Source organism: Helcococcus bovis (assembly GCF_046035835.1).
GTDB classification, from domain to species: Bacteria; Bacillota; Clostridia; order Tissierellales; family Peptoniphilaceae; genus Helcococcus; species Helcococcus bovis.
Map to the genome: position 1 here is coordinate 47124 of NZ_JBFNGB010000003.1, position 17232 is coordinate 64355.

Below are 17232 nucleotides of genomic sequence, written 5' to 3' on the forward strand. Positions count from 1 at the left end.
AAAATAAAATATCTGATCAGAATTAATTTAAAAAAGATATTTTATCTAATAGGGACTATTACCCAGATATGTTTATGACATAAAAAATCCTCCTGATTCGATTAATTAACCTAATCAGAAGGATTTAAAAATATTATATATTTACTTAACAATATAAGACTTAATATTTAAATCTTTTACAAATTAATATAGTTCACAGCTTTTCTCACTTTTTATTTGACCTAAATAAATTTTTTATCTTTTTATTAAAAAATGATACCAGAGACTGAGACCTGTACATTTTTTCTACCGGGAAATAATTTCCCATAGATTTAAGAGTTTTTTTATTATCTCTAGTAGAAAATGTAAAGTGTCCATTACTTTTTGTGAAAATAGCAAACCTATTAATCTTTTTACCTAGTATGACTGATGCAGATATGTGGGATATTTGATCCCAAGGAATCTGTACAAAGTCATTCACATTTTTTTCATTATAATATTCAAAAGCTTTATCTCCTAGGTATACATTTCCATATGAAGGAATCCCTGTAAGATGGCTTGCCTTTATAGAAAATGTAACTTCTTTGTTTTGAGAGTTAAACATTCTAGAAAATACCTATTACGTGTCCAACAATACCAACTACGAATAAGGCTAATATAATCACAATTGGAGAAACCTTCTTTTTCAATAGTCTAGAACATACTAATGTAAGTATCAAGGCTGCTAAACCCGGTATTAATTGGTCTAAGTTACTTTGTAATGTTGTAACCTTTATTTGGTCTAAAGCACTTGGTCCGATTGAATCATACATAGATAATGCTTGCTTTATACCTTCTGCTCCTTGAGGTAATTTTGCCCATTCGATATAGGCTCCGGGAGATTGAGTAATTCTGGATACAACAGGTGCAAATGAAATGCTTACCCACCTATTTACTAATGCCCCTATGATAAACATACCAAGTATAGAAGCAACTTCTGTTATCATACCCAATAAACCGCCTGATAAGTTTTTGGTAATTTCTCTACCAACTTTATATCCAAATTCTTGTGTATACCATTCGAAAACAATTCTAATAATATTCCATGCAAAGAAGAATAGTAAAGGTCCCATAATACTTCCTGTGAGAGCCAAGCTAGCACCTAGTGCTCCCAAAATTGGTCTAAGAGTAAACCAGAATAAAGGATCCCCTACACCAGCTAATGGTCCCATCATACCTACTTTAACACCTTGGATTGTCGCATCATCAATTGGAGCACCATTTGCCCTATCTTCTTCAAGAGCTAAGGTTACACCAAGTACTGGACTTGATACGTAAGGGTGAGTATTATAGAATTCTAAGTGTCTTTGTAATGCGGCAACTTGTCCTTCTTTTGTAGGATACAATTTTTTAATTGCCGGAATCATTGAATATGCCCAACCACCATTTTGCATACGTTCATAATTCCAAGAACTTTGTAACAATTGGTGACGAATAGCAATATTCATACGGTCTTTTTTAGTAAGTGTTAATCTATTTTCTGTCATATCTTTCCTCCTAATAATCGTTCAAAATATCGCCTAATGGGTCACCTGAATTGCCGCCACCATTGTTATTTGAACCTGATCTCTTAAGTGTTGTATAGATAAGAGCTAATGATATACCGATTACACCAAGACCAATTAGAGTTAATTGTGGTATTGCTGATAATACAAAACCTAAAGCAAAAAATGGCCAAGTTTCTTTTGTTTCCATCAAGTTAATAACCATAGCATAACCAACTGCAGCAACCATACCACCACCAATTGACATACCATTTGCAAGCCATGAAGGCATTGAATTAAGTGTATTTGTAACAACTTCCGGGCTTATGAAGCAAAGTAATAGAGCTGGTATAGCAATTCTTAAACCTTGCAATGATGCAGCTGCATAAGTAAGCATCTCGATACCTTTAAAATTAGCTGTTTCTGCAGCCTTATCCATACCATGAACCAGAGTAATACTGATTGTTCTTACTAACATTGTTAAAAATAGTCCTGCTACAGCAAGTGGAATAGCTAAAACTATAGCTGTAGATATTGTTGTTTGTAAATCTGCAGTTCCTCCTTCAAGACCAAGAACCATAATAATTGCAGAAGCAACACTTGCAAGAGCAACGTCCGGAGCAATGGCTGCACCAACGTTAGCCCAACCTAGAGCGATTAATTGCAAAGATCCCCCTAGTATAATCCCAGCTTCTAAATGACCTGTAACTAAACCAATCAAAGTTGCTGAAACTAAAGGTTGGTGGAATTGGAATTGGTCTAAAACTCCTTCCATACCTGCTAAGAATGCTATTATAAAAATTAAAATAATTTGAATAGTACTCATTTTTTCTCCTTAATAAAGCTCATTTTTAGCTTTTTTCATTATATTTTCAAATTTTTGATCGCTATCTGAAGGCACCTTTCTCACGTCAAATTCGATACCTAGTTCGCTTAGCTCTGCTAAGGCTTCATAATCATCTTTTCCCATAGCGACTGCATTTGTGATAACTGCCTTTCCTAATGAATGAGCGATTGATCCTATATTTACATGCTTAACACTTAAGCCAGCCTTAACTGCCTTTAATAAGGATTCCGGATTTTCAAATAATAACATAGCTTTTGTGTTTCCAAATCTAGGATCCTTATCAACCTCAACAATTTTTGAAATTGGCACAACATGAGCCCTAACACCTGATGGTGCAGCTTCTATAATCATATTCTTTCTTAAATTATCTTTGGCAACTTCATCACTTACTACAATAATTCTATTTGGTTTTGTAGTCTTAGTCCATGAGGTAGCAACTTGACCATGTAAGAGTCTTGTGTCAATTCTACATAAAACATACTCTATTTTGCCATTTCCAACAACTTGGCCTTGAGCAAATTTATCAGAAACTTCTTTTTTAGGACTTTCCTCTTTTTGTAACGCTTCAGGATAAGCCTTTATATTTTGTCTTGTTTCAGATACAAGATGTTTTGCAATATCATGGGCATTCATTTCCGGGTCCATCCTTGAAGATAGAGCTTCAATAAACATAGGCAAGTTTAATCCCGCCACTATAGCCCACTTGTCTTCCTTACCAGCCAACAAAGCAGATGATTGATTGAAAGGGGTACCCCCATATAGGTCAGCTAGTATAAGCACTTGATCTTGATTATCAAATGATTTAATAGCTGATTCAATCTTATTTCTAATATCATCAGGTCCTTCGTTTGGCATAAGTGTACAAGTCGCTAGATTGCTTTGTTGTCCAAAAATCATTTGTCCAGCTTCTTTAACTCCTTCAGCTAGACTACCATGACTTGCTAGTATAATACCTAACATAAATTCCTCCTTTTCGTGACTATTTACTAGTCAAGTATATAATATCAAAAATTAGTAAATTTTTAAAACTGTTTTTCAAAATTATGAAAATGTATTCTTCGGCTTAAAATACTTCTTTTATCTATCATTAATAGCTTTATATGTTTTTATCAGTAATTAATTTAAACTATTTCATTACTCGTTTTGCTTATAAAATTAAACTTCTTCCCCCTCATATTTTAACTTCCAAGATTGTCTTAATTCATCCATAATTTCTAATACATCAATTGTATAATTTAAGTATTTATTTTCATTTGTTTTTTCTAAAAGCTCTGAAATATACTCCACTTCATAAGCAAGTCTTCTATTGCTATCCCCAAGTTTAAGACTTTCTCTTTCTCCATTTAGTTTAACAAGTGTAGCTTCTGTCGCATGTGGATACTCATTAATTTCTACATATCCTTTTTCATAGGCTACAAGTCCTCGTTTTGGCATTTTAGCTCTGAAAGTAAGGGAAACAGTAGCTAACTCTTCTTTCTTGTTTTTCAGAATTATTGATGAAGATTCATCAACACCTGACTCATGTATGTTTACATAACTTGATATTTGGTCAGGTTTCTGAGAAATAAAAAATCTTACAAAATTTAGGGCATATACCCCTATATCAAATAGAGCTCCACCGGCTAATTCTTTTTTAAAGAAATATCTGTCTTCAAAATTTTTAAAAGTTCCAAAATTCACCTGAATCATTTTTAATTTACCAAGATTATGTTCTTCTATCCATGCTTTAATTTTTCTGAATAAAGGCATATAATGGATAGTCATGGATTCAACTAAAAACAAGTTTTTTTCTTTAGCAATTTACACGCAAACTTTTAGTTGGTCGACATTTAGAACTATTATTTTTTCAGATAAAACATTTTTACCAGCTTCAAGGACCTTTTTGATATATGGATAATGAGTATTATTTCATTTTCTTTATTTTATAGAAATTTTTGTAGCAGGTAACTTCTATCTAACTGATATATGAAAGGCATATTTTAGAAAAAAAAGTGGTGCACAAAATAGAAATCGTCTATTCTGCTACACCACATTTTATGTTTGTAGATTATTTATCTAATTCTTTTTTTCTTTTTGTTACATAATATAATGCTACTAGTGTAACTGTTATAAATGCTAAGCTTAGTACAAGACTATGACTGTCGCCTGTGTTAGGAGACTTCATATCTTTTTTATTATCTTTGTTTAAATCTTGTTCAGATTGGGATGGTTTATCTTCTTTATCATTTACGATAGGATCTTTTGGAGTATCTGTGTTTTCAACCTTTTCTCTTTGCACCAAGATTGTAACAGTTTGTCTAACTTTTGACCCGTCAGAATTTTCTACTAAGAAAGTAACTTCTAGTCTTCTTTCTTCTTCATCTACTGACCAATCGTCTACTTGTGGACTTCCAGTTAACACATTATTTTCAAATCTCAAACCTTTAAATAGTGGTCCTTCTACTGTAACTTTTGCTTGTTTGTCTTCCGGACTTACTATAACTGCTTTTATTTCCTTACCTTCAACTACAGTCTGTTCTTTTGGTTCAACTTTTACACCAGCTATTGCTTGTAGACCTGTTAATGGTACTTCTTTTGCATCTTTTGGATTTGTACCGGCAGCTTTTTCTGCTTCATCTGTAAATCCATCTCCATCATCATCTAGATCTTCAACATCCGGTGTACCGTCACCATCTGTATCTCTTTGAACAAGTATATATACTGTCAATTCTGAAGAAGGTGCCACAGAATTTTCTACTAGAAGTGTAAGTTTTATTTCTCTTTGTTCTTCATCTACTGCCCAGTCATCTATTTGTGGACTTCCGCTTAAAATATTATTTTCAAATACTAAGCCTTTGCTTAAGTCGCCCTTAACACTTACTTTTGCATTTTTATCTTCTGTTGTAACTTCAACAGTATCTATATCTTGTCCTTCAACTATACCTTGTACTTTAGGCATGACAGATGCACCCGGTATAGGTAAAACATTAACTACATCAGTCTTTGTTATAACTACATCATCCTTAATCTTATAAGTAAATGTTACATTATATACACCAGGAGTATTGGTGTCTACATTGTCCGTTACTGTATAGTCTGTAACACCAGGATAGTTTGGATTGAAAAATACTAAAGAATCTCCAGGAGTCCATGCTTGCCCTTGATAAATGCTTACAGGTTTACTTTCAAAAATCTTTTGAACTTCTAAATGAATAAATTCTTGATCCCCTGTAATTCCACTTCCAAGATTGTTATAGTCTAGAAGAATAGCTCCTCCGTTTGTTGTATAATAATAGTATTTTTGTATATCTCCATTTTCAAAAACATCCGGGCCTTCCATATTAGACATAAATCCAAGGTCTATACCACCTTGCCCACCTATGATATTAACAGAGTAACCAAAACTTTTTATCATATTAAAGATTTTCATAGAGTCTATAACATAGCTGCCACCATAGTATAAAACATTCTCTGATACAGTATCTTTCCAATTAGTATATGCATTGTTACTAAACTTAATTTCTTCAGGGCTTAATCTTACATCTATATCTTTAAGATCCGTAGCTACTTTGAAAACACCGGGATTTTCCGTTTCTAAAACTAATACTAGTGGCACATCTGCTATTTTATCCCTGTTAAAGATTGGATAAGTAACTAGAGAATTTACACCGGTATTAAATTGTCTTGGTGAAGAAGGATATTCTCTCCAAAATAGTTTTTTTCCAGGAGTAATTTCATGATTTAATTTTACAACAAATTCACTCTTAGGAGCTATTGAGCCTGTTGTGTGCATTAAGCTTAGTTGAGAAGGATCGTAGTTAGCGAAAGCTTTTAAATCAGTTTCTTTTAAATAACCTGAATCATTTTGTCCTAATTGTCTAAATTTAACATCTAAGCCGGAATTGTTTACAAGTGTAAAATCAGTTACAGATTTACTACTATTAAATTCTGTTATAAAGTTTATATTATTTAGTGTTAAATCTGAAGTATTTCTGAATTTATACACAAGATCAAGATTAACTTTTCCATCTGCGTTTCTATATTGATCTATATCAATTAAGTCTTCGAACTTTTGTCCCTTGCTTACATTTATTTCTCTTCCTTTTGTACCATCAGGATAGTATAAGATAACACTTATTTCATCTTCTAAGTAAGCTTTTGGGTTAGCCAAGACTTTTGCCTTATAGGCTTCAAAATCAGAGTTGTAAAGATCTGCCTTTAGAGACTGATCTTGACTTGCAGCACCAGCAAAGACATGCTTAACCTCTACTAGTGAACCTTGTTTACCATCAACAAGTAAATCAAGCTCTACAAGTCCTACTTTCCCTCCATTAAGTTGTCCATCAATAGTTACAATATTTTGATCAATGCTAGCATTTAAACCATTATTTGATAAATTTTCAAGTCTCACATTATCCGAAAAGACTAGTTGAGTTTTTACAGGTGCAAGATAGGATGAAGTATTTTGAATTTCATATCTAAACTTGGATTTTACTTCTCCATTAGCTTCTAATAATCCTTTTATATCCACTCTATCTTGTCGATTAGGTGCTTGCATACTTGTTGATAACAAGCTTAATCCTGCTTCTAAAGTCATAGTAGGTGCTAAATACTTACTAGGATTTGCTTCAACATCCTTTTTGACATTTGTAAAGTTTACAGTTACTTTTTCAGGATTTGGGTTAGTAAGATATTGCTTTACAATTATTTGTGAATTTACATTAGGATCTACTAAAAAATCCATTTTAAGAGTAACAGTATCACCTGCTTGTAATTGATTTTTTGCATTTCCCTTGGAGTGTAAGAAAGGATAAGCTACTTTATTGTAACTTTTAAAACCTTTAGCATCATCTTCAGGGCTAACATAGTGTCTAACCGGTGCAAGTCCTCTACTAGTATCTAATCCAATCCAAGCATTTTTATCTACATTACCTGCTGTAGTCCCCTTGTTAGTTACATGGAAGTTAACTGTAACCGCTCCCTTACCATCAGCATTTAAAGGAAGCTGGCTAGTGTCTACATTAATTACATTATCTAATACACCATTTGTTTTATAGGTGTCACTTCCAACTTCTACTGAAAAACTTCTTTCAATATTTTCCAGACCTGCCGCTGACACACTCTTCATATTACTAAAAGGTGTAAAAAAACCAAATAAGATAGCAAATACGAGCATGAAACTAACACGTCTCTTAATCATAATTTTATTTCTCAAAATAAAATACCCCTTTCTATATGTTACTTTATTAATATGTATATTAATAAAGCAATTATATTGTATCATATATTTAAAATCTTTCAATCAAACTTACAGGTTATTAATTTATATTATAGCCTCCATCACAAAGAGACTTATTATATAAAAATACCTTTATCATTTAAATTTTGAATGCATTCTTGCATATATTTTTTATCATGCTCCGAGTATATAGGTTTACCTACATTTTCTTCTTTAAGTTCTCTATATGCCGGTGCTTTCTTGCCCCTATAATTTTTATTTATCCATTCTATAGAGACCCTATAACCCCTCTTTTCCATTTCATCCATGACCAATGTGTGATAACTATATAAGTGGTAGGGCGAATAATTAAATACATAGTCCACAGTCTTATGCCTTATCCTCCAACCATTTCCCTTTAAAGCACAATATTCTCTATGCTGACCAAGAAGTTGATTTCTAGGTAATTTACAAATTAAATCTTGATGCCACAATCTCAATCCTATACTCCTCGTATAATAATGTTGTAGTTAAAACTACATATTTTATTTTCATCCCACATTCTTTATGGGATAATAGTTGTATAGATAGAGGTCGTAGTTCTCCTCCTTGAAGCTTTTGTCTTCCTTATTAAGGGTTACGCCTCTTCTTTACGTCTTTATGCGTATGAGCTGGATAGCACATTCGTTGCTGTATGTCTAACGAGGTTGCATTGTCGTAAAGTTCTAGAGGGAACTTTTTCTATCTAAATTTTTTGAAACTAGGTGATTTTATGTTTTACATTGGTATTGATATCGCAAAGAAAAACCACGAAGCTTCTATTATTGACTCTTCTGGAAAATCCTTATCTAAAAGTATATCTTTTTCTAATACTATTAAAGGTTTAGAAAAGTTTAGGGATTTTCTTGATTATTTTAATCTTGATATTAACAATTGCATTATTGTAATGGAAGCAACTGGTCACTATTGGCTTAGTCTTTATTCTTTTCTTCTAGAGCTTGGATTTAATTGTATCGTCATAAATCCAATTCAATCAGAAGCTTTCAGAAAAATGTACATAAGACAAACCAAAAATGATGCTGTTGACTCGTTTGTTATCGCTCAAATTATGAGGTTTGGTGAATACTCAATCTCAAATTTTTCTGATGAAGATACTTTTGCACTAAGAAATCTTTCAAGATACAGATTTGCTTTAGTTGATGAATGCTCTGATTGGAAAAGAAAACTAGTCGCTATTCTTGACCAAGTTTTTCCAGAATATTCAACACTTTTTTCTAATATCTATGGAGTTACTTCAAAAGAGCTTTTATCTAAATATCCTCTTCCAGAAGATATGCTCTCCATTTCTTCACAAGAATTAGCAAATCTTCTTTCTAAATGTAGTAAAGGGCGTTTTGGTCTAAAAAAGGCTGAAGAGATTCAAGCTATAGCTTCAAACTCCTTTGGAATTAAATTTGCTAAAAAATCTTTTTCTTTCCAAATCAAGCAAATCATTAATCAAATTTCATTTTTAGAAGATCAAATTTATGAAATTGAAGAAGAAATTTCTTTCATGCTTAATGAACTTTGCCCTGTAATTACTAGCATTATAGGTGTTGGAGAAGTTCTTGGAGCAGCAATTTATTCCGAAATTGGTGATATTTCAAGATTCGAAAAAGCAAGTCAGTTAGTTGCTTATGCTGGTCTTGATGTTTCAGTTAAGCAATCCGGAGAATTTAGTGCTTCAAATACTAAAATATCTAAAAGAGGTTCACCATACTTAAGAAGAGCAATTTGGCTATCAGCAACTGTTGCTGCATTTAGAGATCCTGCTCTATCTAAGTACTATCAAGGTATGAGAGACAGAGGAAAAGCCCATGGAACAACTATTGGAGCCGTTGCTAGAAAGCTTACTAACATCATTTTTGCAGTATTGCGTGACAACAAGTTGTATACTCCAAATATTTAATTGTTAATATTGTTTTTTTCACCTAAATTATTAGGTTTGTTTGCTGTGCACAAATTTAAGTAATTTTTTAGCTAAGTTCTGTCAAGGTGCTCTCCCTTGACAGGTTTTAGATAAAAAATTATAATCCATGAGCACTGCAAACAATTAATCATTTATCTATTGACATTTGATAGCTGCTCTTATTGATAAACTTGTCTATATTATTTTTTGAAATATTTTTTTCTTTTATACTTTTAGTATAAAGCTACTTGCCTATATCTTTATATCTATAATACGAGAATTAAAATATAAACTCAAACAATAAAAATTCTTCTTGCTTTACCGACTCGCATATATTATAATTTAGTAATGCCAAATATAATTATTTGGTAAACCTAAAATCAAAACAGGAGGAAGTATGAAAAAATTTTTTGTAAGCCTTTTAATGATAGCTTTATTTATTGTTTCAGGTAGAGATGTCATGGCTAACCAAGAAGATTTTAATCTAAAATTTGAAGACCTTAGTTGGGAATATCAAAGGCAATACAGCGGTGATACCTCTAAATATTACCCTGGTTTTCAATTTAAATGGAAGACAATTCTGCAAGCAGATAAATATAGTGTAAAAATTGAGGATAAAGAATATGCATTTATCCCTAAAAGTTCTCAAAATTTTACAGGAGAATATACAAGGTTTAGAACCCTTTATGATTCAGAATTTGATGTAGATTTTAAAAGGAGTGGTGATGATATAATCAAGCTAGAAAGCCAAGAAAGACCTTTTAATGTAACAATTACAGCCTTAGCTGGAGATAAAGAAATAACTAAAGAAAGTTTTGTAGCTAAGTTTCCTAAAAAAGCTGAAATAACTAAAATTGAAATCAACGGAGCTGAGTTTAAAAATGATGTTAAGGTATCCCAACCTGTTGAAATCAAGATATTTACAAATCAAAAAGTTAATGAAACAGCAGCTTTGACCCATGTAAAGATCATGAAGGGTGGCTATCAAGATATTAACACTAAGCTTGAAGTCCATGATGATTATATAAAAATCTCACCGGTAGAAGCTCTTTTATCCACTTCTAACTACAGCCTAAATATAAGTAACTGGTTAATGAATGAAGATAGAAGCCAAGCCTTTTTAGAATCTCCCGGTTTAACCTTAAACTTTAGCCTGACAGAAACAGCAACTGAAGAATTAAAACTTGAAAAAGCTCTTATTAATGACGAGAAAAGTAAAGATATATTACAAAATCCAAATTATAAATTAACAAGCGAAGATACTAGAATCTCTTTATACTTTAACCAACCAGTTTCATTAGAAAACTTTACAAAGGCCGATGCTTACAGCAATGGTTCCGGTATATATATGCGTAAGGATGTGGAAAGCAGACATACTACTGATTCAAAATTAACTGATGAGGTATTTGAAATAGTTGAAGAAAACGGAAAAACTGTTTCTAAACTAAGCTTTACAATGGTTGGAACTTTAACTTATGAAGAATCTTTAAGAAAGCCTTTAGATTCTAATTCAAAATACCTTATAACAATCAGCAAAAACATTTACAATGCTAATAAAAAAGGCTTACCTGAAGATCTAGTATTAACAATAAATACCGGTGATTTAGATGCTAAAAAATGGACCCTTTCAACAAGTGATGTTAAATTTATAAGTCCAGAGCATGACTCTAACGATTTACAAATACAATCTGGTGAAAAAGTGGTTATAGAAGCTATTGATAAAGAAGGTTTCGAATTTAAAAAATGGCAAGAGCCATATTCTATAAAAGATGATTTTCCTAAAATTTACTCTGATATAATGGCAAATATAAAAAATAAAAGGCTAGAATTTGAAATGCCTGACACAGATTTTTATATCAAGCCAATTTATACAAAAGTAGAAGATAAAAAACCTGAAGATAAAAAACCTGAAGATAAAAAACCTGAAGATAAAAAACCTGAAGATAAACCAAAAGATAATAAGCCTAATGTTGATAAACAAATAAATGAAGTGAAAGCTTATTTAGAAAACTATCTTGTAAAAAATGATCTTGTAATAGAAAACAATAAAGATGTACCTGAAAATACTAATGTCCTATTTGTAAATGAAGAATACTTTAAGCTATTAGAATCAGAAAACAAATATGGTTTAAGTATAGATAATAAGGGAAATCTTGTTGGCAAGGTAAATGTAGAGGATTGGTCAGAGGACGAAACTTCTAAACCTCTAACACTTACAACAAAAGTTAAAATGACTGAAAAATTCTGGAATGTCTATAACATAAACTCTAATTCGCCAATAACTGATGAGTTAAAACAAAGTCTTTTAGACGCAAGTTTTGACTTAGAAATAAAAGTATTAGTTTCTAAAGATGAAGATACTAACAGCGTAAACAGTAAAGCAAAACTTGTAGAAGAGAAAATCAAAAAGTTAGATTTAAAATTAAAATCTTTAAAAGTAGAAGAAAATAAATACTATGAAGATGAAAAAACAAATAATTTAATAGACCTTGAAGGATTAAATTTAGAACTAATATATTCAAGTCACATAAATGGTTTAGAAGTAAGTAGTCTAGGAAACTTGATAGGATTAGCTGATGTCAAGGATTGGAATGTTGATGAACAAGAAAGACTATTCAGCATTGATTTAGAACTTAAGATAAAAGATACAGACTTAGTATTTAACTACAAAATTGATTTAAAAATGAAAAGATCCCCATTAAATAGGGCTAATCTAATAGTATCTGATGTTGAACCTAACAAGCTTGTCCTACTAGGATTTATAGAAAATGGTATGCCTGTATTTGACCAAGAATCAAAAGAATGGTTTAAGGCAATTAAGGATATTGAAGTATTTAAGGATGATAAATGGCAAGTACTAAGCCCTGAATCTTACACCAAAATTGATGAATTATTTAGCATTAATTTTGGACAACTCGAAAAAGATCAGGTGTTCAGGATAAAAGTAGATGGATATGAAACAGTTTACTTTGAAAGCCTAGATCCTCAAGAACATCCTGTAGATGAAATATTCCCACCTTCAGCATTAGGACTTCTTGCAGAATACGAACTTGATGAAAAATACTTAGTAGAAAAACCGGCTGATGATGAGAAACCGGATAATGATGAGAAACCGGATAATGATGAGAAACCGGATAATGATGAGAAACCGACTGACTATTATAAACCGGCTGACTGTGATAAACCGGCTGACTATGATAAACCGGCTGACTATGATAAACCGGCTGATGACGATAAACCAGCTGATACAGAAAATGGTAAAAAGTTACCACTACCTCTTGATCTAACAAAAAATGTACAAAAATTTGTAAAAGGAAGTGATAGTAAGTTAAGCTTTAAGAGTAATGGTGAACTGGATGCACTTAAAGAAGTTCAACTAAATGGACAGGTTTTACCAAAAGATAAGTATACAGTAAAAGAAGGATCAACAATTGTTAGATTAAATAATGAGCTATTAGAAACTCTTAAAGAAGGTAAGCATAATCTAACACTAGTATTCAATGGAAGCACTACACACGCTGCAGGAGACGTTGAATTCAGCTTTAAGGTTTCTAAAGCAGATAAAACTAATACAAATCTTGTACAAGATGCAAATAAGGATGGTAAAATAAGCTCACCAAACACAGGAGACAGCCATCAAACAAGACTTTATATAGGATTATCAATTATTTCTTTAGCTGGACTATATATAGTTTCAAAAAAAAGAAAATCTATTAATAGATAGTCAATAAAATTGATAAATTATATATTAGAAATATAAAAAAATTAAATATAATTCCTAAATATGATAAAAGCTGGTCTTATATAGCACCTATAAGATCAGCTTTTTTTTATAATCTAATAATACTATTTCTTATGAAAAATCTTTCTAAAAATTTTTAATATTTCTCCCCTATAAAAGCTATACTCTCCAGAAATAAATATAGGGACTATGGAGGCAATGGAGGCTAATATAATAATTAATAATGTAAATAATATGAAATTCATATTATCTAATTTAAAAGTTTTTACTATCGTATAAATTAGTCCTGTAAAAAGTATAATCCATAAAGCAATTAGAAAATTTAAAAATACAAAATTTTTAAGAGGTTTTCTCAAACGCTTTTTATAGATGATGTAGGGATCTATCCAAAAGGTTAATAATAAACTTATAGCAGTCCCTATCAAGACTCCATAAGTTCCCAATCTATTTACTAAAATCAAGGAAATGATAATGTTAAATGCAGCTTCAAATATAGGCTTAAATCTAGTGTAATAAAAAAGTCCTCTAGCACTTGAAAAGGCTACTAATGATTATCTGATTCCGCTTAAGTAAAATGCTATGACCAGCCATACTACCAGCTGTTGACCTAAAAGATAGGACTTTCCCAGCCAAATTTCAATAGATGAGCATTTGGATTATAAATATGGACAAACACCACTTTCAATAAATACAAGAAATGGAAGTAGTAAAAAAATAGTTAAATCCAGCATTGGAGAACTAGAAATAAATATACCAAGAGATAGAGATGCAAGTTTTGAGCCACAAATATTGAAAAAATACAATAAAGATATTTCAAATATTGAAGCACAAATAATATCAATGTATTCTAAAGGTATGACAACAAGAGATATTTCATCACACATTAAAGATATATATGGTTTTGGAGTATTAGCAAGACTTGTAAGCAGTACTACAAATAAAATATTACCAACTATTGATGAGTGGCAAAATAGACCTTTAGATAAGGTCTATCCTTTTGTATTCATAGATGCAATACACTATCATGTAAGAGAAAATTGTCTAATAGCAAAAAAGCTGTATACATAGCTTTAGGATATAACATAAATGGTTTTAAGGAAATATTGGAATGTGGATTGGAGAAAATGAAACATTTAAATATTGGCTAATGGTTCTAAATCAAATGAAAGATAGAGGTGATGTTTCAATCTTTTTAATTAAATCTTCATTTTCAATTATATTTTCACTATCAAGATTTACATCTTCATAATTATCATTTTTTGATAAGTCTAAAATTTTAATATTTTTATTATCTTTTGAAATAACTAAAATATAATAATTATTAATTTTAATAAGTGAATCTATATTGTTATTTTTAGCTAAATAGACTAATTTTTTAATATTACTATTTTCAAATAAATTACCATAAACTACATAAATTGATTTTTCCATCTTTTCAAATTCACATAAATCATATATCGCTTTTGATAAAACTTGTTTTACAAAAATTTTATTAGTATTTTTTAGTTCTTCAAATTTTTTATTAATTAATGGAAAATCTAATTTTCTAGTATCTGTATATTCATCTATAAATGTAAAATTTTTTTATTATTTAGTTTTAATAAACTTTGTTTGTATATAGTGTATTTTAAATGTTTATATAATTTTAGATTCATTATTACCTCCGTGATTTTTATTTAGTTTTCATTTACTAAATATATAATATACTAATTAAGCTTATTTGCTAAATATATAAGTATTAAAATTTTATAATTCAAAATAATTAATAAAATACAAAAAAACCGCTACAAAACAACAATTTTAGTTGTATCACAACGGTTTTTAATTTCTATCTCAATTTCATTCCTAATTTTTCTTCAAAAAGTTTAACTTTACCTTTACCATCTTCCATGTGAATATGGGCTTGATATAGTTCTGTAGTTGGAAAATCATTGCCTTCTATTAAGATTGGGCCTTTTTCTGTAATTGCAATATCCCAACCTACGTATTTTAAATCTTTACATACAGAAGCAGCTTGTATAGCAAGCTCTTTTACTTTTTCAAAGTATGGAATCTTAAATCCCATGTAATTAAATTTTGTAATCGGGTTTATCCCAATCACATCTTCTTTTGGCAAATCTCTATATAATGGTTTATCTATAACGCCATTTTCATTTAATAAAGTCCAATATCCTCCACGACTTGCATTATCTAAATAGCTGTCATTTCCAGATACTCTTAAGACATTATATAATATACTTATATTCCCATCTTTATCAATCGCTGTTCCTGTTCTTATCGTATTTAGTGAATTTAATGATAATTTCTTCATTTCAGGGTGTTGAATTACTGACTGCTCTAAGATTATTTTTCCCTCTGAAAGCAATCTTTCATATAATTTATACGCATCATAATTTTCATTATAAACAACTCTTTCCACACCTTTCCCACCCATTAATACAGGATCTTTAGCAAAAAATATTGGATTTTTTCGTATAAATGATTTAAATTCTTCAAGATTATTATCTTCTAAATTAATTATCTCTCTTCCTAAAAATTTAGTAAATTTTTTATTAAATTGAATTTTATCCTGCAGATATTTTATTTCTGGACTTTTTATAAACTCTCTGTATATTTTACTATTATCTCCATATTGAGATAAAAAAGTTCTTCTAATTTCTAAGTTTTTTACTCTGTCAAAATTATAAGTATAATAATTTAACCATGTATATCCATATTTTTTATACATATTATACATATCAATAAATAGGTCAATTCTTAATCTTTTTGATCTCTTAGACATATCATTTAATACAGTTAATATACCTTTCCAATTAGAATTTAATATTTTCTTAATCATATATCCTCTCAACATCGTTTAATTTTAATGAAACTACTAAATAAAAACCTGTGTAATACATTAACTTATTAAACTTTAATTATTTTTTTGATTTTTTATATTCTAAATATTCATCTAAAATTTCTACAGTAAAATCTCCCAATGCAGGTCCATATTGTCTTTGATTATTTACAGGATATGCATTTAATTCAATGAATACAGGTTGATTATTTTGATCTACTGCAAAATCCCATCCTATATATCTTGCATGTGAAAATCTAGGATGTAATTTTTTAGCAAGAGCTAACGCTTCCTTAAATCCTTCTAATTTTTCAACCTTAAAATCTTCTGTAATAAATAATTTTTCATGAATTTTAGCTTGTTTTGACATATATCCATCTTTATCTAAAACTCTGGATATACCTCCTCTAGCCATATTGTCGACAATAGATCCTTCTCGACCATATCTAACAATGGATGATACAAATTCTACTTTATTATTGATCAATAATGTTGTAATTCTAAAAGTATTGACACTTGATTTATTTAGCCTGTTCATTTGTTCAGATTGTTTTACTAACTCTTGAACAATAAAATCTCCTGTTTTAACTTTTTCTTCAAATTCTTTAATGGCTTTTGCTTCATTATCGATAAAATTTAAAATTTCAACACCATTTCCTTGCATATCATCAGAAGGTTTAACTATTACTTTTCCTTCTTTTTTCAATGTTTGTAATGCTTGTTCTTTTGTTAAAAACTCATTATTTTCATTTACAAATATTTTATTTTCATATTTTAACACCGCTCTTGGTCTATTTACATCATATAACATAGAATCTAAAAATATTTTATTTTGTAATTTTTCATCAAAATTTACATCATTTAAGAATCTATATAGATCTGTATAGAAAAAATCATCTGGAATAAAGTGAGGATTAAATTTTTGATCTTTATATCCAAAAAATTGATACCATCTAATATCAGGTTTTAATCCATATTTTTTCCAAAATGGTAAAACGACTTTTTCATATTCTTCTTTTGATCCTTCGTAATAATCATATTCACGCATATTATTTTTCAATATATCTCTTTGTCTTTTTTTGTAGACTGTATATCTTAAACTTGAAATTGCATTATTTGCAAAATTTGTTACTTTATTCATGTTTTCCTCTCAAAAT

Annotated in this window: 13 protein-coding genes; 3 read left to right on the forward strand and 10 right to left on the reverse strand. The window is 30.1% G+C overall.

Going from position 1 to position 17232, the window contains the following annotated elements:
- Positions 1-205 precede the first annotated feature (205 nt).
- From ABGF48_RS01710 to ABGF48_RS01740, 7 genes are all read right to left on the reverse strand, one after another.
- A complete protein-coding gene (locus tag ABGF48_RS01710; RefSeq protein WP_408104627.1) occupies positions 206-583 on the reverse strand; it encodes a DUF956 family protein in 378 nt (125 codons plus the stop codon).
- Position 584: 1 nt separating this feature from the next.
- Positions 585-1505 (reverse strand): PTS system mannose/fructose/sorbose family transporter subunit IID, encoded by a 921-nt coding sequence (locus ABGF48_RS01715; RefSeq protein WP_408104628.1) that lies wholly within the window; start codon positions 1503-1505, stop codon positions 585-587.
- A 10-nt stretch (positions 1506-1515) separates the two neighbouring features.
- Entirely contained in the window at positions 1516-2328 is an 813-nt protein-coding gene (locus ABGF48_RS01720) for a PTS mannose/fructose/sorbose transporter subunit IIC (protein WP_408104629.1), read from the reverse strand.
- Positions 2329-2337: 9 nt separating this feature from the next.
- The gene (locus tag ABGF48_RS01725; protein WP_408104630.1) at positions 2338-3309 is read right to left on the reverse strand and encodes a PTS sugar transporter subunit IIB; all 972 of its coding nucleotides are present in this window, start codon (positions 3307-3309) and stop codon (positions 2338-2340) included.
- Positions 3310-3504: 195 nt separating this feature from the next.
- A complete protein-coding gene (locus ABGF48_RS01730; protein WP_408104631.1) occupies positions 3505-4098 on the reverse strand; it encodes a Gfo/Idh/MocA family protein in 594 nt (197 codons plus the stop codon).
- Positions 4099-4396: 298 nt separating this feature from the next.
- Positions 4397-7543: an LPXTG cell wall anchor domain-containing protein gene (locus ABGF48_RS01735; RefSeq protein ID WP_408104632.1), complete on the reverse strand. Its 3147-nt coding sequence runs from the start codon at positions 7541-7543 to the stop codon at positions 4397-4399.
- 140 nt (positions 7544-7683) lie between these two features.
- Complete coding sequence (locus tag ABGF48_RS01740; protein ID WP_408104633.1) at positions 7684-8046, reverse strand: TIGR02328 family protein; 363 nt, start codon at positions 8044-8046, stop codon at positions 7684-7686.
- A gap of 272 nt (positions 8047-8318) precedes the next feature.
- Between ABGF48_RS01740 and ABGF48_RS01745 the strand changes: the two genes are divergently transcribed.
- The 3 genes from ABGF48_RS01745 to ABGF48_RS01760 all read left to right on the forward strand — a co-directional run bounded on the left by ABGF48_RS01745 (position 8319) and on the right by ABGF48_RS01760 (position 14304).
- A complete protein-coding gene (locus ABGF48_RS01745; protein WP_408104634.1) occupies positions 8319-9494 on the forward strand; it encodes an IS110 family RNA-guided transposase in 1176 nt (391 codons plus the stop codon).
- 397 nt (positions 9495-9891) lie between these two features.
- Positions 9892-13218: an LPXTG cell wall anchor domain-containing protein gene (locus ABGF48_RS01750; protein ID WP_408104635.1), complete on the forward strand. Its 3327-nt coding sequence runs from the start codon at positions 9892-9894 to the stop codon at positions 13216-13218.
- Between the two features lie 669 nt (positions 13219-13887).
- Positions 13888-14304 (forward strand): transposase, encoded by a 417-nt coding sequence (locus ABGF48_RS01760; protein ID WP_408104636.1) that lies wholly within the window; start codon positions 13888-13890, stop codon positions 14302-14304.
- A 90-nt stretch (positions 14305-14394) separates the two neighbouring features.
- On the opposite strand, the gene ABGF48_RS01765 is transcribed toward ABGF48_RS01760, so the two are convergent.
- The 3 genes from ABGF48_RS01765 to ABGF48_RS01775 form a co-directional block, all read right to left on the reverse strand.
- A complete protein-coding gene (locus ABGF48_RS01765; RefSeq protein WP_408104637.1) occupies positions 14395-14667 on the reverse strand; it encodes a hypothetical protein in 273 nt (90 codons plus the stop codon).
- Between the two features lie 397 nt (positions 14668-15064).
- Positions 15065-16075: a sugar-transfer associated ATP-grasp domain-containing protein gene (locus ABGF48_RS01770; protein WP_408104638.1), complete on the reverse strand. Its 1011-nt coding sequence runs from the start codon at positions 16073-16075 to the stop codon at positions 15065-15067.
- 79 nt (positions 16076-16154) lie between these two features.
- Positions 16155-17216 carry a sugar-transfer associated ATP-grasp domain-containing protein gene (locus ABGF48_RS01775; protein WP_408104639.1) on the reverse strand — a complete coding sequence of 354 codons (1062 nt, stop codon included), beginning with the start codon at positions 17214-17216 and terminating at the stop codon, positions 16155-16157.
- Between the last annotated feature and the right edge of the window lie 16 nt (positions 17217-17232).